The organism is Streptomyces sp. WM6386 (assembly GCF_000972385.1).
GTDB lineage: Bacteria > Actinomycetota > Actinomycetes > Streptomycetales > Streptomycetaceae > Streptomyces.
In genome coordinates, this window is record NZ_JXTE01000044.1 from 1 (window position 1) to 24,501 (window position 24,501).

The 24,501-nt window shown below is 70.7% G+C and carries 23 protein-coding genes, 1 pseudogene and 1 riboswitch; of the genes and pseudogenes, 10 read left to right on the top strand and 14 right to left on the bottom strand.

Annotation, left to right across the window (positions count from 1 at the left end):
- From TN53_RS25185 to TN53_RS25200, 4 genes are all read right to left on the bottom strand, one after another.
- Nucleotides 1–973, bottom strand: a 973-nt coding sequence (locus tag TN53_RS25185) for an ABC transporter ATP-binding protein (protein WP_046260919.1), incomplete at its 3' end; no start/stop codon positions are given.
- A complete protein-coding gene (locus TN53_RS25190) occupies nucleotides 970–2,079 on the bottom strand; it encodes an energy-coupling factor transporter transmembrane component T (RefSeq protein ID WP_046260920.1) in 1,110 nt (369 codons plus the stop codon). The genes TN53_RS25190 and TN53_RS25185, both read right to left, overlap by 4 nt.
- Complete coding sequence (locus TN53_RS25195; protein WP_046260921.1) at nucleotides 2,069–2,722, bottom strand: SCO2322 family protein; 654 nt, start codon at nucleotides 2,720–2,722, stop codon at nucleotides 2,069–2,071. The genes TN53_RS25190 and TN53_RS25195 overlap by 11 nt, the downstream gene beginning before the upstream one ends.
- Nucleotides 2,719–3,939: a prenyltransferase/squalene oxidase repeat-containing protein gene (locus TN53_RS25200; RefSeq protein ID WP_046260922.1), complete on the bottom strand. Its 1,221-nt coding sequence runs from the start codon at nucleotides 3,937–3,939 to the stop codon at nucleotides 2,719–2,721. Before TN53_RS25200 ends, TN53_RS25195 begins: the two co-directional genes overlap by 4 nt.
- A gap of 112 nt (nucleotides 3,940–4,051) precedes the next feature.
- A riboswitch (cobalamin riboswitch) is annotated at nucleotides 4,052–4,184 on the bottom strand.
- 53 nt (nucleotides 4,185–4,237) lie between these two features.
- On the opposite strand from TN53_RS25200, the pseudogene TN53_RS48480 reads away from it, so the two are divergent.
- Both TN53_RS48480 and TN53_RS48485 read left to right on the top strand, forming a co-directional pair.
- Nucleotides 4,238–4,567, top strand: a pseudogene (locus TN53_RS48480) (phosphotransferase); the annotation flags it as partial.
- Between the two features lie 55 nt (nucleotides 4,568–4,622).
- Nucleotides 4,623–4,904 (top strand): hypothetical protein, encoded by a 282-nt coding sequence (locus TN53_RS48485; protein ID WP_234441706.1) that lies wholly within the window; start codon nucleotides 4,623–4,625, stop codon nucleotides 4,902–4,904.
- A gap of 58 nt (nucleotides 4,905–4,962) precedes the next feature.
- Here TN53_RS48485 and TN53_RS25210 read toward each other — a convergent pair whose 3' ends face one another.
- On the bottom strand, nucleotides 4,963–5,424 hold the full coding sequence (locus TN53_RS25210) for a nuclear transport factor 2 family protein (protein ID WP_046260967.1): 462 nt from the start codon (nucleotides 5,422–5,424) through the stop codon (nucleotides 4,963–4,965).
- A 42-nt stretch (nucleotides 5,425–5,466) separates the two neighbouring features.
- Nucleotides 5,467–6,504 carry an MBL fold metallo-hydrolase gene (locus TN53_RS25215; RefSeq protein ID WP_046260923.1) on the bottom strand — a complete coding sequence of 346 codons (1,038 nt, stop codon included), beginning with the start codon at nucleotides 6,502–6,504 and terminating at the stop codon, nucleotides 5,467–5,469.
- Between the two features lie 188 nt (nucleotides 6,505–6,692).
- On the opposite strand from TN53_RS25215, the gene TN53_RS25220 reads away from it, so the two are divergent.
- A complete protein-coding gene (locus TN53_RS25220) occupies nucleotides 6,693–8,150 on the top strand; it encodes an aldehyde dehydrogenase (protein WP_046260924.1) in 1,458 nt (485 codons plus the stop codon).
- Nucleotides 8,151–8,156: 6 nt separating this feature from the next.
- Nucleotides 8,157–8,390 carry a ferredoxin gene (locus tag TN53_RS25225; RefSeq protein ID WP_046260925.1) on the top strand — a complete coding sequence of 78 codons (234 nt, stop codon included), beginning with the start codon at nucleotides 8,157–8,159 and terminating at the stop codon, nucleotides 8,388–8,390.
- Between the two features lie 295 nt (nucleotides 8,391–8,685).
- Here the strand turns inward: TN53_RS25225 and TN53_RS25230 are convergent, their stop codons facing one another.
- Nucleotides 8,686–9,306 (bottom strand): TetR family transcriptional regulator, encoded by a 621-nt coding sequence (locus tag TN53_RS25230; RefSeq protein ID WP_046260926.1) that lies wholly within the window; start codon nucleotides 9,304–9,306, stop codon nucleotides 8,686–8,688.
- A 209-nt stretch (nucleotides 9,307–9,515) separates the two neighbouring features.
- On the opposite strand from TN53_RS25230, the gene TN53_RS25235 reads away from it, so the two are divergent.
- The 3 genes from TN53_RS25235 to TN53_RS25245 are packed head-to-tail and all read left to right on the top strand — an operon-like array spanning nucleotide 9,516 to nucleotide 12,708.
- On the top strand, nucleotides 9,516–10,913 hold the full coding sequence (locus TN53_RS25235) for a glycosyltransferase family 4 protein (protein ID WP_046260927.1): 1,398 nt from the start codon (nucleotides 9,516–9,518) through the stop codon (nucleotides 10,911–10,913).
- Nucleotides 10,907–11,641, top strand: coding sequence for a class I SAM-dependent methyltransferase (locus TN53_RS25240; protein WP_046260928.1), 735 nt, complete (start codon nucleotides 10,907–10,909; stop codon nucleotides 11,639–11,641). The genes TN53_RS25235 and TN53_RS25240 overlap by 7 nt, the downstream gene beginning before the upstream one ends.
- Nucleotides 11,638–12,708 carry a prenyltransferase/squalene oxidase repeat-containing protein gene (locus tag TN53_RS25245; protein ID WP_046260929.1) on the top strand — a complete coding sequence of 357 codons (1,071 nt, stop codon included), beginning with the start codon at nucleotides 11,638–11,640 and terminating at the stop codon, nucleotides 12,706–12,708. Before TN53_RS25240 ends, TN53_RS25245 begins: the two co-directional genes overlap by 4 nt.
- Nucleotides 12,709–12,788: 80 nt before the next feature.
- Here TN53_RS25245 and TN53_RS25250 read toward each other — a convergent pair whose 3' ends face one another.
- The 4 genes from TN53_RS25250 to TN53_RS25265 form a co-directional block, all read right to left on the bottom strand.
- Entirely contained in the window at nucleotides 12,789–13,079 is a 291-nt protein-coding gene (locus tag TN53_RS25250; RefSeq protein WP_046260968.1) for a hypothetical protein, read from the bottom strand.
- Nucleotides 13,080–13,174: 95 nt separating this feature from the next.
- Nucleotides 13,175–15,778 carry a DUF6185 family protein gene (locus TN53_RS25255; protein WP_234441702.1) on the bottom strand — a complete coding sequence of 868 codons (2,604 nt, stop codon included), beginning with the start codon at nucleotides 15,776–15,778 and terminating at the stop codon, nucleotides 13,175–13,177.
- Between the two features lie 150 nt (nucleotides 15,779–15,928).
- Entirely contained in the window at nucleotides 15,929–16,939 is a 1,011-nt protein-coding gene (locus TN53_RS25260) for an LLM class F420-dependent oxidoreductase (RefSeq protein ID WP_046260931.1), read from the bottom strand.
- Nucleotides 16,940–17,046: 107 nt separating this feature from the next.
- Entirely contained in the window at nucleotides 17,047–18,153 is a 1,107-nt protein-coding gene (locus TN53_RS25265) for a hypothetical protein (RefSeq protein WP_095046716.1), read from the bottom strand.
- 190 nt (nucleotides 18,154–18,343) lie between these two features.
- Between TN53_RS25265 and TN53_RS25270 the strand changes: the two genes are divergently transcribed.
- From TN53_RS25270 to TN53_RS25280, 3 genes are all read left to right on the top strand, one after another.
- Nucleotides 18,344–19,012: a hypothetical protein gene (locus TN53_RS25270; RefSeq protein ID WP_234441703.1), complete on the top strand. Its 669-nt coding sequence runs from the start codon at nucleotides 18,344–18,346 to the stop codon at nucleotides 19,010–19,012.
- A gap of 87 nt (nucleotides 19,013–19,099) precedes the next feature.
- On the top strand, nucleotides 19,100–19,723 hold the full coding sequence (locus tag TN53_RS25275; RefSeq protein ID WP_046260933.1) for a hypothetical protein: 624 nt from the start codon (nucleotides 19,100–19,102) through the stop codon (nucleotides 19,721–19,723).
- The gene (locus tag TN53_RS25280) at nucleotides 19,723–19,959 is read left to right on the top strand and encodes a helix-turn-helix domain-containing protein (protein WP_046260934.1); all 237 of its coding nucleotides are present in this window, start codon (nucleotides 19,723–19,725) and stop codon (nucleotides 19,957–19,959) included. The genes TN53_RS25275 and TN53_RS25280 overlap by 1 nt, the downstream gene beginning before the upstream one ends.
- Nucleotides 19,960–20,144: 185 nt before the next feature.
- Here the strand turns inward: TN53_RS25280 and TN53_RS25285 are convergent, their stop codons facing one another.
- The 3 genes from TN53_RS25285 to TN53_RS25295 are packed head-to-tail and all read right to left on the bottom strand — an operon-like array spanning nucleotide 20,145 to nucleotide 24,327.
- Nucleotides 20,145–21,377, bottom strand: a complete 1,233-nt coding sequence (locus tag TN53_RS25285) for an acyltransferase family protein (RefSeq protein WP_095046717.1) — start codon at nucleotides 21,375–21,377, stop codon at nucleotides 20,145–20,147.
- Between the two features lie 17 nt (nucleotides 21,378–21,394).
- Complete coding sequence (locus tag TN53_RS25290) at nucleotides 21,395–23,590, bottom strand: glycosyltransferase (RefSeq protein WP_046260936.1); 2,196 nt, start codon at nucleotides 23,588–23,590, stop codon at nucleotides 21,395–21,397.
- On the bottom strand, nucleotides 23,590–24,327 hold the full coding sequence (locus TN53_RS25295; RefSeq protein WP_046260970.1) for a hypothetical protein: 738 nt from the start codon (nucleotides 24,325–24,327) through the stop codon (nucleotides 23,590–23,592). Before TN53_RS25295 ends, TN53_RS25290 begins: the two co-directional genes overlap by 1 nt.
- Nucleotides 24,328–24,501 lie beyond the last annotated feature (174 nt).

Consider the following 24,501-nt stretch of genomic DNA (forward strand, 5'->3'; position numbering starts at 1 on the left):
GGGTGCGGGTGAACCAGCGGCGGCGGGTGGGGGCGGCGCCCAAAAGCTCGGGGGGTGTGGATTGTTGGCGAGTGCGGGCTGTCTGTGGTTGATCGCGCCCTGCGGCGGAGCCGCTGACGGATGCAGCCCCGCGCCCCTGAGCGGCAGTGTCTGGACCTGCGTTCAGACGCTGCCGTAGGTCTCCTGCCCTCCGGCGGGCGTCCCGCACCGTCAGGGGCAGCGGGGACCAGCCCGCCAGCCTTCCCAGGCCCACCACCGGCGGATACACCGGCGATACGGCCATGATCTCGGCGGGGGAGCCGAGGACCGGGGGCGTGCCCGGGCCCGGGAGGAGGGCGACCTGGTCGGCGTACTGGATGACCCGTTCCAGGCGGTGCTCGGCCATCAGGACCGTCGTCCCCAGGTCGTGGACCAGGCGTTGGATGACCGCGAGGACCTCCTCCGCGGCGGCCGGGTCCAGCGCGGAGGTCGGTTCGTCGAGGACGAGGACCTTCGGGTGCGGGGTGAGGACCGAGCCGATCGCCACGCGCTGCTGCTGGCCGCCGGAGAGGGTGCTGATGGGCCGGTCGCGGAGGTCGGTCAGACCCAGGAGGTCCAGGGTCTCCTCCACGCGGCGGCGCATCACGTCCGGTGCGAGGCCCAACGACTCCATGCCGTAGGCGAGTTCGTCCTCGACCGTGTCCGTCACGAAGTGGGACAGCGGGTCCTGGCCCACCGTCCCCACCACGTCGGCGAGTTCACGCGGCTTGTGCGTACGGGTGTCCCGGCCGGCCACCGTGACGCGGCCGCGCAGGGTGCCGCCGGTGAAGTGCGGGACGAGACCGCAGACGGAGTTGAGGACGGTCGACTTGCCGGTGCCGGACGGCCCCACGAGCAGGACGAGCTCACCCTCGGGCACCTCGAAGTCCACGCCCCGGACGGTCGGTTCGGCCGCCCCGTCGTACGTCACGGAGACATCCTCGAAGCGGATCACGACGGCTCCTTGTGGGGGACGTGGGGGACGTGGGGGACGTTCGGGGCGATGAAGGCCGGGACCAGTCCGACGAGGATCGCCCCCGCGGGCCAGAGGGGCAGGGTGGGGGCGACCGGCGGGATCACGCCGGGGTGCAGGGCGGCGGGGTCCCTCGCGGCCGCGAGGGCCAGCGCCATCGCCACCACAGCGCCGGAACCGGCGACGAGGAACGCGCGCGCGTTCCAGCGGTCCGGGCGGTAGCGGGTGCGCGGGGTGCGCCGCCCGCCGAGGCGCAGCCCCGCGAGGGCGGCGGCCGCTCCGACGAGGAGCACGGGCATGCCGTACGTGCCGCCTTCGGCGGTGAGCAGGCCGTACGTTCCCGCGCAGATGCCGAGCAGACCGCCGAGGGTGAGCGCGGTCGTCGTACGGCGGACACGGGGCGGGACGTCGGCGGTACGGCCGTACCCGCGCGCGTCCATCGCGGCGGCGAGGGCGACGGAACGCTCGAGGGCGCCCTCCAGGACCGGGAGTCCCACGTGCAGCAGGCCCCGCATGCCCTTGTCCGGACGGCCGCGCAGTCGGCGGGCGGCGCGCACGCGCTGGACGTCGGCGATGAAGTGGGGCGCGAAGGTGAGGGCGACGACGACCGCCACGCCGATCTCGTAGAGGGCGCCCGGCAGGGACTTGAGGAGTCGGCTGGGGTTGGCGAGGGCGTTCGCCGCGCCCACGCAGACGAGGAGGGTGGCCAGCTTCAGCCCGTCGTAGAACGCGAAGAGGAGTGTCTCGCCGGTGACCTTGCCGCCGAGCCGGATGCCCTGGGCCCAGTCGGGGAGGGGGAGTTCGGGGAGGGTGACGATCACATGGGTGCCGGGGAGGGGGGAGCCGAGGGTGACGGCGAAGACGAGGCGGATGAGGAGGACGGCGAGGGCCAGCTTGACGAAGGCGGAGTAGGAGCGGGACCAGGGGGCGTCGGGACGACAGGTCACCACGACGTAGGCGGAGGTGGCGATGAGGAGGGCGTGCAGGAGGGGGTTGGTGGTGCGGGTGGCCGCGACACCGAGGGAGAGGGCCCAGAGCCACCAGGCGGCGGGGTGCAGGTTCCGCCGCCGCGCAAGGTCAGCGCGCATTCCTGCGCCGCCTCGCCTGCCACACCGCCGCCGCGCCCAGGGCCGCCACGGCGGCCGCCCCCGCGAACAGGCCCACCGAGGGGCCGCTGCCGGAGTCCTTCTTCTGTGCGGGCGTCCGCTGCGTGGACGTCGACTTCTTCCCTCCCGCCACCTGCTCCCCGCACCCCGTCTCCGGATACCCGGCGATGGCACACAGCAGCGCGTTCGTGCCGTACCGCAACGGCCTCGCCACCGTCGCCAACGCCTCCGCCGTCGTCGCGTCCCGCTCCACCACCGCGCAGGCCGTGCGTGTCGCGGGCGGGGTCTCGCCGGAGGGCGCGTCCTGTGCCGTACCGAAGTCGATGACCAGCGCCACCCGCTTCCTGCCCTCCGCCGCCGGGGTCTTCGCGCAGATCGTCGCGAAGGACGCGGTGCCACGGGGCTTCGTCGCGTCCGCGGAGTCCGCACTGACGGCGAAACGGAACCCCTGCACGTCGCCGTCGGCGGGGACGGCGGTGGCGGGGCCCTGGGTGGCGTAGGTCCAGGAGGTACCGGTGCGGTCCCAGAAGGACCAGTAGCGGTAGCCGGCGGCGTGGGCGGCCCCGGTCGCGCCGGTCAGGAGGACCAGCGCGGCCAGCAGCGGGGCGAGGGCTCGGCGGATCACGGCTGCTGCTTCTTCTTGCGGCCGCTGATCAGGAAACCGATGCCGATGCCGCCGACGAGGCCGACCCCGACGATCCACCAGACGCTGACGCCCGCGTCGTCCTTCGCCTCGATCGAGGGGGCCTCCTCCGCGGTGGGGACGTGCTCGGGCTTCGGGCCGGTCGCGCTCAGCAAGGTGACCAGGTTCTTCCCGCCGAACTCGCGTGGGTCCACGCCGCCGGCCCGGGCGGCGAAGATGAGCTGGGCGTAGGCGGCAGGTCCGCTCTGCTCGGCCCAATTCAGGGCGTTGGCCTCCAGCCAGTGGACGGACGCGGCGGCCTCGTCGTTGAACTCGGCGGCGGAGAGGGCGACGACGGCGTCGGCCGTGTTGCCGTAGTCCGGCTGGTCCTCCGCGCCGGGCAGGGCGGACGTCAGGTACTTGTCCTTGGCCATGGCCCCGGCGAGGTAAGAGGCGCCGTTGTGCACGGCTTGCTCGAAGTCGCCCGGCTTCTCGCAGGACGAGTCGGCCTGATCGCTGCCCAGGAGGATGGTCTCCGGCTGCCCGCCCAGGCCGCTGAGCACGGCCGCCGCCGTGGCGTCCGTGTTGGCGGTGAGCTTGCCCTTCTTGTCGGGCTGGTAGGCGAAGGCGCCCGCGCCGTCGCCGGTGCAGGGCAGGGCGAGCTTCAGCAGGGCGTCGGACGGGGTCTTGCCGTCCTTCTTGTACGTCGTGGTCGACTCGCCACCTGTGGACAGGATGGCGCCGATGACAGCGGACGTGGAGTTCGCGTCGCTCGCCCCGCCCGCCGTGTAACCCCAGCCGCCGTCCTTGTTCTGCACGGACTTCAGCCAGGCGAGCGCCTCGCGCACCGCGTCCTCGTGGCTGCTGCCGGTCGCGGCGAGGGCCTGGACGGCTGCGGCCGTGCTGTTGGTGTCGACCATCACCTTGGCGTTGCAGGCCTTGGCGGTGTCCGCGCGGAAGGCCGGGAAGGCACCGCTCGCACACTGCTGGCCGGCCAGCCAGTCCACCGCCGTCTCGGCGGGGATCACGCCCTGCTTGTTCAGTGCCAGCAACGCCAACGACTGCCGCCACACCCCGTCGTACGTCGGATCCCCACTCCCGTACAACCCTTCCGGTATCACCACCGACGGCGACGGAGAAGGACTCGCGGCGACGGCCGGTGCGGCCGTCCCGATCACTGCGGTGGCGGCCAGGACCGCGGCGCTGCGGCGGACGTTCATGATCGGCGGGTGCCTCTCCCTGCGAGGGAGCCAGGCAGCACGGGACATCCCGGCGGCTCGGCTCCGTATACCTCGACGGTGCCGTGCACCGGCCGGTTGCCGGTGCACGTGAGCCGGTCACAAGTACCGACACGGGGCGATCCGGCTCGCCGCCCCCGGCAGGAGGCGGCTCACGGTTGCGGGTCAGCGCCGGAATTGCACCGGCTTCCCCCCGTACGGGTGTGATGACGACCTGGCCACTCTACCGGCCCGTAGCAAAGCCCCTGAGGGGTGGCCGGGAGCCCGGTAGGTTCCCGGCATGGGGATCATCACGGGGAGACTGATCGGCTCGGGGCGGGCCTCGGACGTGTACGAGATCGACGAGGCGTGGGTGCTGCGGCGGGCTCGGGACGCCTACAGCGACGCGCTCGTCGAGGCTGCCGTCATGGAGCGGGTGCGCGGGCTCGGGTATCCGGTGCCGCGGGTGCGCGTCGAGGACTGCTCGTCCACCGAGCTGGTGATGGAGCGGCTGCACGGGCCGACGATGCTGGGGGCCTTCGCCGCCGGACGGATCGACGCGCGGGAGGCGGGGGTTGTGCTGGCCCGTCTCCTGCGGCAGCTGCACGCCCTGCCCGGCCGTGTCGTCCACCTCGACCTGCACCCGGACAACGATGGGGGTCCCTCCCGCGCGAGCGTAGCCGAGCGTGGGGGAGCTCACCCCGGCCGGGCCCTACGTCATCGACTGGGCCAACGCCGAGGAGGGCGACCCCGGTCTCGACTGGGGCATGTCCGCGGTGATCCTCGCCCAGGTCGTCGTGGGGGACGAGACGTTCGCCGAACCGGCGCGCGCGATGCTGGCCACGCTGCTCGCCGATGCGTCGTCCTTGACCGACGACGGGCTGGCGGAGGCGCGGCGCCGGCGGGAGGCCAATCCGACGATGAGCCGGCGGGAGGTCGAACTCCTCGGGGGGGGGCGGAGGACTTGATCCGGTCGCTGATCTGATCCGATCGGGTTCGGTCGTGAGGTGGTGCGGCATGCCTCGGCTACGCGCTCCGCTCCTGACGCGGCGTCGGCCCCCCGAACGGCAGACGCAACGCCCGCGACGCCAGCAGCCAACTCCCGTCGGCCGAACGCCGGAACGTGTCCTCGTAGTGCCCGACCTGGACCGGCGCCCCCGGCGGCACGATCCCGCCGTGGTACCCGTCGATCCGGTACGTGGTGAAGTACGAGGTCGCCGTCGTCGTGTCCGAGGAGGCCACCGTGACCAGGATGTTGGACATCACCCGTCGCGACAGCCGGTCCTCGGGCCGGGACCCGAAGTACTCCCGCAGTGCCTCGCGCCCGTCGAACCGCCGTCCGTCGCCCGGCGAAGGCCACTCCCAGCTGCCGTCCTCGGTGAACAGCTCGGCCACGGAGCCCGGGTCCCCGATGTCGAGCCGACGGACGAAGTCGAGGATGAGCCGTTCGCAGGCGCGCTCGGCGAGGAGTTGCTCCAGAGGGTCCATGGACCAGTGGTACCAGGGGCGGATCATGACCCGCGACCCGATTCACACCGCGACGTAGGTCACCGGCTCACTCCCGGCCACGGCCTCCGCGCGCCCCAGCTTCACCAGCCGCCGCAGATGCGCCTCGGCCTCCGAGACCGCGATGGTCCGTGATCCGTAGGGGATTTGGTCCCACGGGCGGTTCCACTCCATGCGTTCGGCGAGCTGCCACGGGGTGAGGGGTTCGACCAGCAGCGTCAGCAGGCCGGTGAGGCGTTCCTCGTGATGCGCGAGCAACTCCCTTACGCGGGAGGCCGCGTCGGTGAAGACGTGCTGGTGGGCGGGGAGGACCTCGGCGGGGGCGAGGCGGCCGACGCGTTCGAGGGAGTCGAGGTAGTCGCCGAGCGGATCGGTGACGGTGGCGTCGTCGGGATCCTCGTAGAGGCCGATGTGCGGGGTGATCTCGGGGAGCAGGTGGTCGCCGGAGAACAGGCGTCCGTTGCCCGGGAGTTGGGCGGGGTGGGTCTCCTCCAGGTGGAGGCAGACGTGGCCCGGTGTGTGGCCCGGCGTCCAGATCGCGCGCAGGCGGCGGCCCGCCAGGTCGAGGAGTTCGCCGGGGACGATCTCGCGGTCGGGTACGGCGGGGGAGAAGCCGGGGAGTTTGCGGGAGCGGGCGGTGCGCAGGGGCGCCACATGGGACTCCGGGGCGCCGGCGGCCTCCAGCTTGGCCGTCATATAGGAGAACCAGCGCTCCGAGCGGGTCTCGCGGGTGCGGCGGACGATCGCCGCGTCCGCCGCGTGCATGGCGATCCAGGCGCCGGAGGCCTCGCGGACCTTGCCCGACAGACCGTGGTGGTCGGGGTGGTGATGGGTGATCACCACCCCGTGGACCTCGGTCGCCGAGGTGCCGCAGGCCCGTAGCCCCTCGGCGAGCGTGTCCCAGGACTCCGGGTCGTCCCAGCCCGTGTCGACCAGCACCGGACCGCGGTCGGTGTCGACGACGTACACCAGCGTGAAGCCCAGCGGGTTGTCGGGGATGGGGACCCGGATCGACCGGACGCCTCCGCCGTGGTCGCCGATCTGTGGCGTGAGCTGAGTCATGGGCTCCCCCTGTCGCCGCGTTCTCGCCACTATAACTAGAACGCGTTTCGATGGGAGCCCAAGTCATCCTTCAGTCGGTGATGTTGGTGGGCGAACCGGTGTGAGCTCTGTGGACTCCTCCGAAGGGAACTGGTATCAGTTCCCGTATCTGATGAACCGTCAGAGCCAGTCCCGGGGAGGCAGTCGCCATGACCGAGCTCGTGGAACACGGACAGCTGTTCATCGGCGGGGAGCTGACCGACCCCCTGGGCAAGGACGTCATCGAGGTGATCTCCCCGCACACCGAGGAGGTCATCGGACGGGTGCCGCACGCCTCGGCCGAGGACGTGGACCGGGCGGTCGCGGCGGCGCGCAAGGCGTTCGAGGAGGGACCCTGGCCGCGGATGACGCTCGACGAGCGCATCGAGGTCGTCTCCCGTATCAAGGACGGCATCCTCACCCGGCACGAGGAGATCGCCCGCGTGATCTCCTCCGAGAACGGCTCGCCGTACTCCTGGAGCGTCCTCGCGCAGGCGCTCGGCGCGATGATGGTGTGGGACGCGGCGATCACGGTCGCACGCAACTTCACGTACGAGGAGCAGCGCGACGGCGTCCTCGGCAAGATCCTGGTCCGGCGCGAGCCGGTCGGTGTCGTGGCGGCCGTGGTCCCGTGGAACGTCCCGCAGTTCGTCGCCGCCGCCAAGCTCGCGCCCGCGCTGCTCACCGGCTGCACGGTGGTGCTGAAGCCGTCGCCCGAGTCGCCGCTGGACGCGTATCTCCTCGCCGAGATCACGCGCGAGGCCGGGCTGCCGGAAGGTGTGCTGTCGATCCTGCCCGCCGACCGGGAGGTCAGCGAATACCTGGTCGGGCACCCGGGCGTGGACAAGGTCTCCTTCACCGGGTCGGTGGCGGCCGGCAAGCGCGTGATGGAGGTGGCGTCGCGCAATCTGACGCGCGTGACACTGGAGTTGGGCGGCAAGTCGGCGGCGGTCGTCCTCCCCGACGCGGACATCGGGACGTCCGTCCCCGGGATCGTGTCGGCGGCCTGGATGAACAACGGCCAGGCGTGCGTGGCCCAGACCCGCATCCTCCTGCCGCGCTCGCGCTACGACGAGTTCGCGGACGCCTTCGCCGCCGCGGCGAGCGCCCTGGTCGTCGGCGACCCGCTGGACCCCGCGACGCAGGTGGGCCCGCTGGTGGCGCAGCGCCAGCAGCGCAGGAACCTCGACTACATCCGTATCGGCCAGGAGGAGGGCGCCAAGATCCTCACGGGCGGCGGCCGCCCGCCGGGCCTGGACCGCGGCTGGTACGTGGAGCCCACCCTCTTCGGCGACGTCGACAACTCCATGCGGATCGCCCGCGAGGAGATCTTCGGCCCGGTCATCTGCCTTCTTCCCTACGGCGACGAGGCCGAGGCCCTGAAGATCGCGAACGACTCGGACTACGGCCTCTCCGGCAGCGTCTGGACGGCCGACGTGGCGCACGGCATCGACGTCGCCCGCCAGGTCCGTACGGGCACGTACTCGGTGAACACCTTCAGCCTCGACATGCTCGGCCCGTTCGGCGGCTACAAGAACTCCGGTCTGGGACGGGAGTTCGGCCCCGAGGGCTTCGGCGAGTACCTGGAGCACAAGATGATCCACCTCCCGGCCGGCTGGGAGGGATGAACGACCATGGGTGACCGCTGGCAGGTCGAGGTCGACCGCTCCATCTGCATCGGCTCGGCCCAGTGCGTCCACCACGCCCCCGACGGCTTCCACCTCGACGCCGGCCGCCAGTCCCACCCCGTCGAACCGGAGACGGACGCCAACGAGAAGATCCTGGCGGCCGCGGAGAGCTGCCCGGTGGAGGCGATCATGATCACGCTATCGGGGACCGGGGAGCCCGTCTTCCCGCCGGAGGAGTAGGCCGGCTGCGCCCCGCGCCCCAGGGTGGTGTCGGTCCGGATTTGTTCGGAGAAATATGCATTCTGGAGGCTCTTTCCCCGGACAGAGGTTCTATCCTGGGAAGTGGCCTACGGGACGAGTGAGGGAGTTCGACCGGAGTAGCCGACTTGGGCGAGAGGCGTCAGTCTCCGCCGGGGCCGACGTCGACGGTCGGGCTGAGAGGCCGGAAGGCAGCAGTCGAGCCGGATGGCGACCCCCAGTACCTGATCCGGACAATGCCGATGCAGGGAACCCGTCTCGTAGGTTCTTCGCGCGCTCAGCCCTCGGCGTCGGGCGCCGTCAGGTCGATCAGCCGGCACACCGTCTCGATGTCGATCTTGACCTGGGCGATGGAGGCGCGGCCCGACAGCCAGGTGATCAGCGCCGAGTGCCAGGTGTGCTCGATGACGCGGACCGCCGACAGCTGCTGCGGCGTAGGGTCCTCCAGGCCCATCGCGTCCAGGATGATCACCGTGGTCTGCCGGGAGACCTGGTCGACCTCGGGGGAGACGCTGCGGTCGGCGAAGGTCAGGGCGCGGACCATCGCGTCGGCCAGGTGGGGCTCGCGCTGGAGGGCGCGGAACGCGCGCATCAGGGTCTCCGCCACCCGCTCGGCCGCCGTCTCGCCCTGCGGCGGCTTCTTCCGCAGGGTGCCGTGCATGTGCTCCAACTGGTCCTGCATCGTGGCGACCAGCAGATGGATCTTGGACGGGAAGTAGCGGTACAGCGTGCCCAGTGCCACCTGCGAGGACTCCGCGACCTCCCGCATCTGCACCGCGTCGAAACCGCCCCGGCTCGCCAGCTGCGCGCTCGCGTGCAGGATGCGGCGACGACGGGCCTCCTGCCGCTCCGTGAGGGGCGCAGAGGCGGGGCGCTGGGTGATGGCTTCCGCAGGCATGGGTCCCGTCCGTGACAGTCGGTGAGGGCGAGTGATCACACAGCATGCCAGGGGTTGTCAGTGGTGGCGTGAATCACCTGATCCACTGCTCACAGTGCCCCTACCTGCCGGTAGATTCGGAGCCTCTTGAACGATCAAGTCTGAAACTTGTTCTAGATTAGCGTCCCGGCGTAATCTCGCGGGAAATAGCAGGGAGAAGGGGGCCCGGAGTGACCGCTGAGGCCAGTCGGGCGGGTTCCCAGGGGGACCCGGCCGCGGACGGCGAGCGACCGCTCAACATCGCACTCCTCACCTATAAGGGAAACCCGTTCTGCGGCGGCCAGGGCGTCTACGTCCGCCACCTCTCCCGCGAACTGGCCCGCCTCGGCCACCGCGTCGAGGTCATCGGCTCCCAGCCCTATCCCGTCCTCGACGAGGGCGACGACATCGACGGCCGGCTGAGCCTCACGGAACTGCCCAGCCTCGACCTGTACCGATCCCCGGACCCCTTTCGCACCCCCAGGCGCGACGAGTACCGCGATTGGATCGACGCCCTCGAAGTGGCGACCATGTGGACCGGCGGCTTCCCCGAGCCCCTCACCTTCTCCCTGCGCGCCCGCCGCCATCTGCGCGCCCGGCGCGGCGAGTTCGACGTCGTGCACGACAACCAGACGCTGGGATACGGCCTCCTGGGCGACGTCGGCGCCCCCCTGGTCACGACGATCCACCACCCCATCACCGTGGACCGCCAGTTGGAGCTGGACGCGGCCGAGAGCTGGGGCCAGCGCCTGGGCAAGCGGCGCTGGTACGCCTTCACCCGCATGCAGAAGCGCGCGGCGCGCAGGCTCCCGTCGGTCCTCACCGTCTCCGGCACCTCCCGCCAGGAGATCGTCGACCACCTCGGCGTCCGCGACGACCGCATCCACGTCGTCCACATCGGCGCCGACACCGACCTTTTCTCGCCGGATCCCTCGGTGGCCGTGGTCCCCGGCCGCATCGTCACCACCTCCAGCGCCGACGTCCCGCTCAAGGGCCTGATCTTCCTGGTCGAGGCCCTCGCGAAGGTCCGCACCGAGCACCCCGACGCCCACCTCGTCGTCGTCGGCAAGCGCGCCGAGGACGGCCCCGTCGCCCAGGCCATCGAGCGCTACGGCCTCGAAGGCGCCATCCGCTTCGTCAAGGGCATCACCGACGCCGAACTGGTCGACCTGGTCCGCTCGGCGGAGGTCGCCTGCGTGCCGTCCCTGTACGAGGGCTTCTCCCTCCCCGCGGCGGAGGCCATGGCCACCGGCACACCGCTGGTCGCGACGACCGGCGGCGCGATCCCGGAGGTCGCGGGCCGCGACGGGGAGACCTGTCTGGCCGTACCGCCGGGGGACTCCGGGGCACTCGCGACCGCCCTGAGCCGGCTGTTCGGCGACCGTGACCTCAGGGCTCGGCTCGGCCTCGCGGGACGCGAGCGGGTACTGGCGCGGTTCACCTGGGCCCGGGCCGCCGAGGGAACGGCGGCCCGGTACCGCGAGGCGATGGCCCTCCCACCCGCGGCCACGCACACCGGCCGCGTCGCACCCGCGGCCGAAGAAGTTGTTGACGTTGAATCCGATCGCGAAAGCAGGGCCACGTGCTGACCGTCGACTTCTCCCGGTTCCCGCTAGCCCCGGGCGACCGCGTCCTGGACCTCGGCTGCGGAGCCGGCCGGCACGCGTTCGAGTGCTACCGGCGCGGCGCGCAGGTCGTGGCGCTGGACCAGAACGCCGAGGAGATCCGCGAGGTCGCCAAGTGGTTCGCGGCGATGAAGGAGGCCGGCGAGGCCCCCGAGGGCGCGACCGCCACCGCGATGGAGGGCGACGCCCTGGCGCTGCCCTTCCCCGACGAGTCCTTCGACGTCGTGATCATCTCCGAGGTCATGGAGCACATCCCGGACGACAAGGGCGTACTCGCCGAGATGGTCCGGGTGCTCCGACCCGGCGGCCGGATCGCCGTCACCGTCCCGCGCTACGGCCCCGAGAAGGTCTGCTGGGCGCTGTCCGACGCCTACCACGAGGTCGAGGGCGGCCACATCCGCATCTACAAGGCGGACGAACTCCTCGCGAAGATCCGCGAGGCCGGCCTCAAGCCGTACGGCACCCACCACGCGCACGCCCTGCACTCGCCGTACTGGTGGCTGAAGTGCGCGTTCGGCGTCGACAACGACAAGGCGCTGCCGGTGAAGGCGTACCACAAGCTGCTGGTCTGGGACATCATGAAGAAGCCGCTGGCGACGAGGGTCGCCGAGCAGGCCCTCAACCCCCTGATCGGCAAGAGTTTCGTGGCGTACGCGACCAAGCCGCACCTGCCTGCCGTGGATGCGCGGTGACCACTCCCCGTACCGAACACCTCGTCCTGTCCGGGGTCCTGACCGCCGAAGAGGCCGCCGCGACCGTGGCCGGCGTCCTCGCCGCGCAGCGCGCGGACGGGGCGATCCCGTGGTTCCGCGGCCACCATCTCGACCCCTGGGACCACACCGAGGCCGCGATGGCCCTGGACGCGGCGGGCGAGCACGAGGCCGCCGAGCGGGCCTACGACTGGCTGGCCCGGCACCAGAACGAGGACGGTTCCTGGTACGCGGCCTACCAGGACGGGGCGTTCGACGACGTCACCGACCGGGGCCGGGAGACGAACTTCGTCGCCTACATAGCCGTAGGCGTGTGGCACCACTTCCTCTCGACGGGCGACGACACCTTCCTCGACCGCATGTGGCCGACGGTCCACTCGGCGGTGGAGTACGTACTGCGGCTCCAGCAGCCCGGCGGCCAGATCGGCTGGAAGGGCGAGGACGACGGCACGTTCACCACGGACGCGCTGCTGACGGGTTCCTCGTCCATCCACCACGCGCTGCGGTGCGCGCTCGCGATCGCGGAACAGTGCGAAGAGCCGCAGCCGGACTGGGAGTTGGCGCTGGGCATGCTGCGGCACGCCATCCGCCGCCACCCGGAGCGGTTCCTGGACAAGGACCGCTACTCCATGGACTGGTACTACCCGATCCTCGGCGGCGCCCTCACCGGCGCGGAGGCCAAGTCCCGCATGGAGGCGGACTGGGACCGGTTCGTCGTACCCGGCCTCGGAGTGCGCTGCGTCGTCCCCAACCCGTGGGTGACGGGCGGCGAATCCGCCGAACTCGCCCTCGCACTCTGGGCGATGGGCGAGTCCGACCGTGCGCTGGACATTCTCCAGTCGATCCAGCATCTGCGGGATCCGCAGAGCGGGTTGTACTGGACCGGGTACGTCTTCGACGACGGCGCCATCTGGCCCCAGGAGCTGACCACTTGGACTGCCGGGTCACTGCTGCTCGCGGTCGCCGCGCTGGGTGGTCATGAGGCCACGTGCGCTGTGTTCGGCGGGGACCGTCTGCCGGTTGGGCTGGATCCGGACTGCTGCGCCTGAGAGCTCGGGTGGTTCGGTCGCGTGGCGGGGCGCGGGTCCGTGGTGGCTTGTCACGCAGTTCCCCGCGCCCCTAAGTCGCTTCAGTGGCGGTGGACTCGATTCGCGATCGCGTGTCCGACGAACAGATAGACCACTGCCGCCAAGCCGTACCCAGCCACCACCCTTGCCCACGCCTCGTCGAAGGTGAACAGGTCGTGGCTCCAGCCCGCCAGCCAGCGGGCGGCGTCATGGATGAACTGCACGAAGTCGTTCGCGCGGTTCGCGTCCAGCAGGTACATCAGGATCCACAGGCCCAGGATGAGGGCCATGATGTCGGCGACGATCGCTATGACCGTGCCGGCCGAGTTGGCACCGCTATATCGAGGGGACATAACCATCGGGTTGCCGCTCGTTCCTGTATGAAACCCGAACGGGTTCGCCCGGCTGGCGCCCCCGCAGTCGGCCTCACGACTGACCTCCGTCAGACCTAGTGGCCGGAACCTCCGTTGCCCGACCCCTCCGTGGGGTCCCGCTCGATCAGGACCATCGGATCGGCCCCCTGCATCTGCTGCCAGATCGTCACCAGGGCCACGATCTGCCCGACGAGGAAGGCCACCTGGAGCGAGGCCGTACGCCACTGGTAGACGGACAACAGCAGGCCCGCCTTGGTGGGCCAGTAGTGCCCCTCGCGGCGGAACGTGTCGATGTCCATGGCCACCCCGGTCAGGGTGAGCACGAGCAGTGTCAGAGTGAGGTTGAACGCCCAAGTTCCGAAGGACTGGTCGAGGACCCTGACGCCGACCCAGTGCAGAAGGACCGGAGTCGCGTACACGAGTGACAGCCAGAACGCCCGGCCGGGCCCGCGCCGCCCCGGCAACTCGCGCCACAGAGCACCCAGCACGAAGCCGGCACCCGCCCAGATGACCTCCCACTCGATCAGGGCCGTCACCGTCTCGGCGAACCCGAAGCGGTTCAGGAACTTGTCCTCCCACAAGAACCCCCGGATGTGGTCGACCCAGACCTGTACCCCGTTGGCGGGCACGGCGATCAGGGCGGCGAACAGCGCGGCCCGGCAGGCGTTCTCCCACCACCGGGCTCGCGGACCCCAGGCCAGGGCCAGCTCCACCGGGCCGACCGAGTCCGGCAGACGGATCCAGGTGTTCGGCAGACCAGGGGGCGGGGACGGATGCGGAAGGCGGTGCAGCCGGTCCAGCTCGTACTCCAACTGGTCCCGCTCGCTTCCCTCCTGACCCTGTTCGAGGCGGCGGAGCTGGGCATGCAGCTCGCGGTGGCGCCGCGCGTCCTTGAGCAGCTTCTGCCGGTCGTACCCCTTGGCCACCTCGAACACCGGCACGCCGGGCGCCAGTTCCCGGTACAGGACCGAGCGCCTGGTGCCGTAGGCGAGCAGGGCGGTCAGAGCGAGCCAGAGCGCCAGCAGCGGCAGCACCGGGAGGGGGACACCGGCGTACCACCCGACGATCGGCGCCGAACAGACGACGAAGAACACCATCAGCGTCCGTATCTCCACCGGCGAGGGCAGCACTGCCGACTGGGCGGCGGCCGCAGCCCGGGCGCGCAGCGCGGCCAGGAGGGCCAGGGAGGGGCCCCAATACCAGAAGTACATTCCGTGGAACCAGTCCAACCAGTCCGAGGGGAACCAGCGGACCTCGTTGAACAGCTCCGCCGTATGCCAGACGCCGTACCTCTCGTCGGCGCGGCTGCTGAGCCAGCTCTGGTGCTCCCACTGGTTCTCGGCGGTCCACACGCTCACCGCCGGGAGCGCCGCCGACACCGCGAGGAGCGCACCCAGGACGCCGAGCGGGAAACGGCCCCGGGAGGACCCGGGTGCCGTGGCGTCGCAGGACCGCCACAGCCGTAGGAAGGAGGCGGTGGTGCCGACCAGCCAGACGAACACGCCACACGCACAGGCCAGGGCGAACAGGCTCATGCCCCCGGCCCTCCGGAACCACTCGACCGTCTGCGCGTCGTCCCCCGAGTCCAGCAACAGCCCGGAGGGCAGCCCGAACCACCCGGGCCGGCACACCACCGCGACGACATAACCGGTGGCCGCCGTGGTGAGCACGACGGCGACGCGTCCCGGTCGGCCGAAGACGCACAACGCCAGCCCGGTCAGCAGCATCAGGACCAGATGTACGGCGATCCGATGCCGGTCCGTCCAGAACTCCGCCACGCCCTCGTTGTCGAAGTGGGCGAGCAGCCCGTCGTCGAGCAGTTCGACGGCGCTGAAGACGAATGTCAGCCAGCCCATGGACCGCAGATTGCGGACCGTGATCCGCTCCGCGTCGGTGACCGGCGAGGAGACAGGTGTCTGGCGAAGGGCCCGCGCTCCGACCAGGATCAGGACGAGGATCGCCGCGGACCACAACACCCAGACCAGTGGATCGAAGACGAACCAGGGGTCTTCACTCCATCGGGCCGCCGAGGCCTTGGTCGCGGGCGGCTGCAGGGTGATCCGTACCTCGGGCGGGGCACCGCCGGGCTTCTCCCTGGTCCAGGTCAACTTGTCCGTGGCCACACCCGTGGTCGGTGCCGAGGAGACATCGCGAGCCGAGCGCCCGCCCAGATCGACGGTGACCTCCTGCCACCAGGCCCCGTCCAGGGCGTACGGACGGATCAGCTCCAAGGTCCACAGCCGGTCGCCCTCGGTGAGCCGCCACGGCCCGAAGTCACGGTCCTGGAGACTGACGACCCAGGTCGTGACGTGCTGCTCGACCGTCAGCCACGTCTTTTGGGCGGTCACCCGGGGCGGCGCGGTGCGCCCTTCGGTGTCCCGCCACGGAAGAGGGTCGTCGGACGGGCGCAACAGACACCGCATGGCCGCCCGGTACGGCTCCGTGTCCCCGTTCAGCAGCAGATCCGTCGCCCGGGGCCAGGACTTGGGCACCTTGACGGTGAGGACGCCGGCGGCCCTCGTGTAGTTCTCGCCGTTGTGCTCAAGACGTACAGACGCGGTGACCCGCGCGGTCTTCAGCTGCCCGGCCGAGCACGCGTCGTCCGCCGCCCGCGCGGTGCCGCCGGGCAGTGTGCCGAACAGCACCGCCGCGCACACCAGAACCAGAACGCTCCGCAACCCCCGACCCAACGGCCCCCCTGGTGCCCCCGAACCCCCGCGCGACCCGCAGCCCCCCAAGAGCGCCTGCCGCATGCACCCCAGACACATACCCCGCCCGCACCCGCCACGACACCGGAATGCCCGCTTCTGCCAAAGGGTGGGTGGGGTCTAGGAGTTGAGGTCGGCCAGCGCCCGCAGCGACTCCCGGTCCGGTGACAGTGCCAGCAGATCCGTCACCGGGCCCTTGCGCCACAACTCCAGGCGCTCGGCGATGCGTTCGCGGGGGCCGACGAGGGAGATCTCGTCGGCGAAGGCGTCGGGGACCGCCAACACCGCCTCCTCGCGGCGGCCTTCGAGGAAGAGGCGCTGGACGCGGCGGGCCTCCTCCTCATACCCCATGCGTGCCATCAGGTCGGCGTGGAAGTTGCGGGCCGCGTGGCCCATGCCGCCGATGTAGAAGCCGAGCATGGTCTTCACGGGGAGCAGCCCCTCGCGTACGTCGTCGCAGACCCGGACCTGGGCCATGGGGGCGATGAGGAAGCCGTCGGGGGCGTCGGAGAGGGCGGCCTCGTAGACCTCGGGGCGGGTCGGGGACCAGTAGAGGGGGAGCCAGCCGTCGGCGATACGGGTCGTCTGGGCGACGTTCTTCGGGCCCTCGGCGCCGAGGAGGACGGGGAGGTCGGGGCGCAGGGGGTGGGTGATCGGCTTGAGGGGTTTGCCCAGGCCTGTGGCGTCCGGACCCCGGTAGGGGTGGGAGTGGAACCGGCCCTCGACCTCGACCGGGGCCTCGCGCCTGAGGACTTGGCGTACGACGTCGACGTATTCGCGCGTCGCGGTCAGCGGTGACTTCGGGAACGGGCGGCCGTACCAGCCCTCGACGACCTGCGGGCCGGACAGTCCGAGCCCCAGCATCATGCGGCCGCCCGAGAGGTGGTCCAGGGTCAGCGCGTGCATGGCCGTCGTGGTCGGGGAGCGGGCCGCCATCTGGGCAACCGCCGTGCCCAGCTTGATCCTTGAGGTCTGGGCGGCGATCCAGGTCAGCGGGGTGAAGACATCCGAGCCCCAGGACTCGGCCGTCCACACGGAGTCGTAACCGAGCCGCTCCGCCTCCCGCGCCAGCGGTACGTGGTCGGGATTGGGGCCGCGACCCCAGTAGCCGAGTGCGAGACCGAGTCGCATAGCCGCCTCCTGACGGTGTGTCAGTTCCCTGGTCGGGGGAGGTGACTGTACGACAACGGCCCCCCGCCCGGAAGGGCGAGGGGCCGTGCGTTGATGTCGCTTCGGGATCAGCCGCGCTGGATGCCCGAGGTGTCCTGCAGGACGCCACGACGGCCGTCCTGCGTCTGCGCGACCAGGTTGGCGCCGCGCTGCTCGACGGCCAGGTACCAGGTACCCGGGGCCAGTTCGGCGATCGGCGACTGCGAGCCGTCCTCCGCGAAGAGGGGGCGCGCCACCGGCACCGCGAACCAGAACGGGGAGAAGTCCCCGGCCGGCTGCGGCGCCTGAGGCTGCGGCTGGCCCGGGCCGGGCTGCGGCTGGGCGCCGTACGGCTGACCCGGCTGCGGCTGACCGCCGTAGGGCTGGCCCGGCTGCGGAGCGCCCGCGCCCGGGTAGCCGTAACCGCCGGGCGGCTGGGCGCCGTAGGGCTGCGGCTGCTGCTGCGGGTACGCCTGCGGCTGCTGCTGGGGGTAGTACGGCTGCTGGCCGTACCCCGGGGCGGGCGGTGCGGCCGGAGCATTGCCGTACGGACCACCGGCGTACTGGCCGGGGGCGAAGGGGTTGGCCTGCTGCCCGGGGAACTGCGCCCCCGGCGGCAGATACCGCACCCGTCCGCTCTCGTCGCTGACGGGCATGAAGCCGGCGGCGTGCAGCCGGGCCGCGAACTTGGCGTTGCGCTTGCGGGTGACGAGGAGGCCGATCCCGAAGATCGCCATGAAGACGACCCAGGTGACGGCCGCCGCGACGAAGTCGCCGGGGCCCCCGCCGAGCCGGAACGCGAGGATCACGCATCCGATGGTGACGCCGAGGGCGCCGTACCCCATGCGCTTCTCGGCGTTCTTGCCGGTGAGGTCGAAGTTGATGCGGGCCTTGAGCAGCTCGAAGGCGTCCGGCACGAGCGGCGGCACGGAGACCCCGTCGCTCGCGTTCGGGTACTGGGCCCAGTTCTGGGCGGCACGGGTACGGGCCTGCGGGCTGGGGTCCGGGACGAGCAGCATGATGAGGGCGCCGTTGCGACCGGAGCTCTGCCGTACGTCGGCGTACTCGTACCCGAACTGCTGGGCGATGAAGGCGAGTCGACCGAGTTTCTTCACGGAGGCCATGGCGCTGGTGAGCTCGACGGGCTCCCCGCTCGCCATCAACTGGAGCATCTTCCGCACTTGCCGCTTGCTCATAGCCGTCCGCTCCCCACCGGGCCCTTCGGGCCACCCCGTTCACTTCCGCAACCGACGCAGTCTCGCACGCCCGTACGCCCCTCGGAAACCGCTGTCCCCTTGGGTTTACAGGACCTTGGCATGCCCGTCCGGCCCGGTAACCTCTGGGTCACTTGTGATCTGTGGGGGGACTGTGCGAACAAGAGCGACCGTGCTGACGGCTGTGCTGGCGTGCCTGGTGGTGGCCGGGTGCGCGGAAGGCGAGGGCGGTGGCGCGACGGAGCGCTCCGCGCAGGAGATCCTCGACGGCGCCAACAAGACGATGAGCGAGCTGACGTCCGTGACGGTCGAAGGGAAGACCACCAACGCCAAGGGCGAGGGTTTCACCGGCCGTCTGACGACCGACCTCAAGAGCAGGTGCACCTCGAGGACCACCTGGAACTGGAACGGCGCCGCCCTCGAACAGATCCGGATCGGCGAGACGGACTACGTCCGCCCGAACCGCGCGTACATCGAGTGGTGGTCGGACAAGCCCATGGGCGGGGCCCAGGACACCTGGATCAAGACTCCCACGAGTGCGGCTCAGCGGGGTGACGGGCTGTCCGTCTGCCCCCGGGACTTCACCTCCTTCGGGACGACGAAGAAGGGCGAGCCGACCGAGGTCGACGGCACCGCGGCACTCGCGTTGATCGTGACCGACAAGTCGGTGAGGACCGGCAAGTACACCTTCTACGTGGCCACCGAGGGCAAGCCGTACATCCTGAAGGTTGTGTACAAGGGCACCGACTTCCACACCACCACCACGTACAGCGGCTTCGACAAGCCCATGGACGTACGGCCGCCCGCCAAGGTGCTGGACGTCAGCACACTCGACAAGTAACCCAAAACGGATAGGGCTTGCTTCACGCCTCCCTCACACTTATCGTTTCTCGATAACATCGATAAACGATAAACAGGCGGGGGAGCCATGACTGAAGCGACCGAGGACCGCAAGATGCTCGAGCCCATGGCCACGGTGGTGTCCATAGCGCTGCGCCTCCTGGTCGGCCTCGCGACGGCGGGGCTCATCCTCTCGGTGATCCGCGGCAGTTGGGGAAGTGCCAGCGTCTGCATCACCGACGAGTCCACCACCAGCTCGGTCGCCCCCGGCAGCTTCGCCGCAGAGCCCGGGGCGCAGATCGCCTCGGTCCCCTACTACTGCGCCGAGAACCCCGACGCCGCCCTGCGCCTCCTGGACGAACTGGGCACAGCGGTCTCGACCCTGCTGCTGATCAGCAGCCTGTTCCTGTTGCACCGACTCCTCCAGGGAGCGGGACGCGACGGCATCCACACGACCCTGACGGCATCCCGGCTCCGTCTGCTCGGCTGGTGGCTGCTCGCCGGAAGCCTGGTCGTCGAACTCGTCAAGGCGAACACTCAGGCGGCCGTGCTCGCGGAACTGTCCAAGGACGCGAACTTCTCGGCCGGCTCCTGGTTGCAGATGTGGGACTTCCCCTACCTCGCCGTGCTGACCGGCCTCGGCCTGCTGACCTTCGCCCGTATCACCCGCGCGGGCACGGCCATGCGCGAGGACCTCGAAGGAGTCGTCTGATGGCCGGCAACGACAACGATCACGAGGACCACCACATCGAGGTCCACCTCGACAGGCTTCTCAGTGATCGCGGCATGACCGTCACCGAACTCGCCCAGCGCGTGGGCGTCACCAACGTCAACCTCTCCGTTCTCAAGAACGGCCGCGCCAAGGCGATCCGCTTCACCACCCTCACCCGCATCTGCGAAGTCCTGCAATGCCAGCCGGGTGATCTGCTCAGCTACCGCAAGCCCTGAAGGAGACCCTCATGTTCAGCACCATGGACACCGGCACCACCATCGCCTTCGCGATCTTCGCCACCGCCACGATCGCCCTGCTGGTCGGAGCGACGGTGTGGCTCAAGCGCCGCTGAGCCCCTCGGACCGGCGAGGAAACGAGGAAGGGTGAGGAAACGAGGAAGGGTGAGGCAGCGCGCGCCCGGTCAGGCCCGGTGTCCCGCCCGTGCCCGCTTCTTCTTCGCCCCGTTCGGCCACAACCGCGGCTTCCGCTTGGCCGCGAGGTCCTCGATCCAGCCCACACCGAGGATCGCCAGCGCGATCAGCGGCCAGACCAGGAAGAACATCCAGATCATGTACGTCGAGTCCAGCGCGGACACCGCACCGTCGCTCTGCATGAACGGCAGCTCGTAGAGCCGGTCGAGGATCGGGACCGTGGCCATGATCAGCATGTTGTGCCAGAGGTAGATCGTGACCGCGCGGTTGTTGGAGAGCGTGACCAGCTTGTCCCACTTCGCCAGCCGGCCGGGCAGCTCCTGCCAGGACGGGGAGTACTGGAGCAGGATCACCACGAAACCGAAGGACCAGGTCGCCTGGGCCAGCGGGATGTCGTTGAGGTCCCAGCCGTCGGGGCCCAGATGGCCCGATGCCCACCACAGGCCGAACGCCATCAGCAGCACCGAGCAGGAGACCGCGAGATAGCGCGGGACCTTGGCCAGCAGACCCTCGTGATGGGCGAAGCCCATGACCCAGCAGCCGCCGTAGACGGCGAAGTCGGTGACCGCGTTGCCGGTTTCGCCCGGGATGGAGACAAGTCCCGTACCCACCACGGCCGTCAGCCCCAGCGGGGCGAGCAGTGTCGGCCACGGCGCCCGGCGGAACGCCCACAGCAGGAGGGGGGAGGCGACGACGAACCAGAGGTAGGCCCGCAGATACCAGAGCGGTCCCGCCGCCTGTACGGCCCAGGTGTTCTCCAGCAGCCCGGACTCGGAGCCGATGCTCCACGGGAAGGGCGGGGCGCCGAGCGGGATGACGTAGTTGACCATCTCGACCAGGCCCCAGGCCCCGCCGTGGTCCGGATCCTTCGACAGGTTCCAGCCGCCCGCGAACAGCAGCACCAGCACCACCGCGCTGAACGCCCACAGCGGCGGGAGGAGCCTCCTGATCCGGCCCCGGATCACCCCCCACGCCGGACGCTTCAGCGAGCGCGCCATCAGTGAGCCCGCGAGCGCGAACATCACGCCCATGGAGGGGAACAGGACCGTCAGCCAGGCCCAGCCGAACAGGTGGTAGGCGACCACGCGGACCAGGGCGATCGAGCGCAGCAGATCCAGGTAGCGGTCGCGGCCCGGCTTCTTCGGTGCGGCCGCGGCGGGTGCGGGCACCGTCGGCGCGGGCGTGGCAGGTACGTCGTACGACTGTGTGTGTCCGTGGGTCATCCCACTGGCTCCCTGGGTCATCCCACCGGCCTCCGATCGCTTCCGCCGGCCGTCCGCTGACGCGGTACCGCGCCGCCGGGTGCCTCGACGACACCGGTGCGCCGCAGCTTCTGCCAGCGCAGCCGGCCGCCGGTCAGGGCGGTGATCCAGGACTGGAGGAGGACGACGTACATGAGCTGGCGGTACAGGATCTGCTGGAGCGGCAGCGAGATGAGGTGGGTCATGCGTTCGCGGTCGAGGCGGAAGGCGTAGGCCGCGCAGACCAGCTGGATCGCCAGGACGCCCAGCCAGGCCACGACCGTCTTCTGGGTGGGGCCGAAGACCAGGCCGTAGATCAGGAACACGTCGATCAGCGGGGCCAGCAGCGGCGCCAGGACCATGAAGAGCGAGACCAGCGGCAGGCCGACCCGGCCGAAGCGGCCCGACGGTCCCCGTTCCACCAGTGCCCTGCGGTGCTTCCAGATCGCCTGCATGGTGCCGTACGACCAGCGGTAGCGCTGCGACCACAACTGCTGGACGGTCTCCGGCGCCTCGGTCCAGGCCCGTGCCTTCTCGGCGTAGACGACCCGCCAGCCGTCGCGGTGCATCGCCATGGTGATGTCGGTGTCCTCGGCGAGCGTGTCGTCGCTCATGCCGCCGACCCGCTCCAGAGCCGACCTCCGGAAGGCTCCGACGGCGCCCGGGATGGTCGGCATGCAGCGCAGGATGTCGTACATACGGCGGTCCAGGTTGAAGCCCATCACGTACTCGATGTGCTGCCAGGCGCCGATGAGGGAGTCCCGGTTGCCGACCTTGGCGTTGCCGGCCACGGCTCCGACGCGCGGGTCGCCGAAGGGCTGGACCAGTTCGCGGACGGTGGACGGCTCGAAGACGGTGTCGCCGTCCATCATCACGATGATGTCGTAACGGGCGTTGGCCATACCGCGGTTGAGCGCGGCGGGCTTGCCCGCGTTCAGCTGGCGGACCACCCGCACGTTCGGCAGGCCCATCGCCTCCACGATCCGCGCGGTGCCGTCACTGGAGCCGTCGTCGATGACGATGACCTCGATGGGGTGTTCGCTCGCCATCAGGGAACGGACGGTGTTCTCGATGCACTTGGCCTCGTTGTACGCCGGCACCAGCACCGACACCGGTTCGAAGACCGGGTTCCCCCAGCGGAAGCCGCGGCGCCGCACCCGGCGGGCGTGGACGCCGGACAGGAGGAGCATCAGGACGAAGCGGCTGATGACGAGGAAGCCGATGATCGCGAGGGCGACCACCAGTACGGCGGTGATGTTGTCGGAGGCGCCGACCAGGAAGACCCACGCCTTGCCCTTCCACAGCTCGGCTCCGGTGACCTGGGTGTGCGCGCTGGGTGCGCCGAGCGCCTCGGTGAGGCTGTCGAACTCGTAGCCGTCGGCCTTCAGCTGGGGCAGCAGCCGGTCGAGCGCCTGCACGGTCTGGTGGCGGTCGCCGCCGGAGTCGTGCATCAGGACGATCGCGCCCTTGCCGCCCTTGGGCGTGGCCTTGCGGATGATCTCCTCGACGCCGGGCTTGCGCCAGTCCTCGCTGTCGGTGTTGTTGACGATGGTGATGTAGCCGCGGGTGCCGATGTACTCGGTGACCGGCCAGGACTTGTTGTCCATGGCGTCGGCGAAGGAGGAGTACGGCGGGCGGAAGAGCGAGGTGCGGATGCCGGCGGCGCCGGTGATCGCGAGCTGGTTCTGGGACAGCTCCCAGTCGACCCGCTTCTTCGACTGGTAGGACAGGTCGGGGTGGTTGAAGGTGTGCAGGCCGACCTCATGGCCCTCTTCGACCATGCGCCGCACCAGGTCCGGATAGCGCGAGGCCATGGTGCCGGTGACGAAGAAGACCGCGTGGGCGTGGTGCTCCTTCAGCACGTCCAGGACCTTCGGGGTCCATTCCGGGTCCGGGCCGTCGTCGAACGTGAGGACGAGGCGGTGGTCCCTGAGGCTCAGGCTCTGGGTGCGGCCGCTGCGGGTGTCGATGACCGGCCCGCCCTCGAGGATCTCCTCCGGGACCTTGTCGGAGGCGGCGGGGGCCTGGATGCGGTGGTCGGCGAGGATCTCGCTGTGGACGTAGCCGCGCAGCATCAGCATCGCCATCATGGCGACGAGGATCAGGCAGGGCAGCAGCAGGCGCATGGGCAGGCGGCGCCGAGAGCCGTCGCGGGCTCGGGACGCGGCCCCGGGACGGCGGGAACGGGTTGCCATCAGACGGTGCTCTCCGGGGGCGGTGTCGTGGAGCTGAGGGGCGCGGATTCGTTCGCGCTGCCGGCCACCGTGTCGGTGCCGGTGCCCCCGATGTCGCCGCCCTGCGTCTCCGTCGGGTCGGGCGTGGGCTCCTCGGTGGGCGTCGGCTCGGGCGGACTGCTCGTCGCCGGGTCGGTCGGGTCGGGGTCCGGGGTGGGGTTGCTGCCGGTGCCCGAGGTGGTCTTCGTCGCCGTCGGCTCCGGGTCCGCCGTGGTGCCCGGGTCCTGGACGGTCGCGGTGGCGCCGGGCGCGGTGGCGCCGGCGCTCGGCGACGCCGTCGTGGCGTCGCTCGGGGACGGTGAGACACCGGGCGAGAGACTGCCCCCGTCGGTGGGCAGGACCGTCTCCCCGGGCAGCGGGGAGTTCTCGACCTGGCCGGCCTCCTGGCCCTCGCCCTGGCCCGGCACGGGCAGCCACGGGGCGTTGGAGTTACCCGACAGCAGGGTCGTGACGATGACCACGGCGTAGATCGCGCAGGCAAGTCCGACGAAGATGCCGATACGGCGGTATCTGCGGCTTCTGCGGCCCGACTCGTCGACGAAGACCGGGCCGTCGGAGCCCTCCGCGATGTCGCCGCCGGCCTGGCCGACGATGCGGTTGTCGGCCCGCAGGGCGACGGCGTCCAGCTGGACGGTCACCTCGTGCGGGTCGTGGGTGTTGCTCCAGGGGTCGGCGAGGGCCGCCCCCTCGGGGCTCACCCTGGGCAGCACCTCGGTCTGGTCCGCCGACGCGAGGACATCCGCTCCTCTTGTCTCCGGAAAAGCCTGGGTGCCGTCCCCCGGCGCGGGGAACCCCCTGGTCCCGGCGGCCACCGAGGGCCATTCCGGTTGGGCGTCTTCTCGCCAATTGCTCTCGCGCACGCACATCCCCCC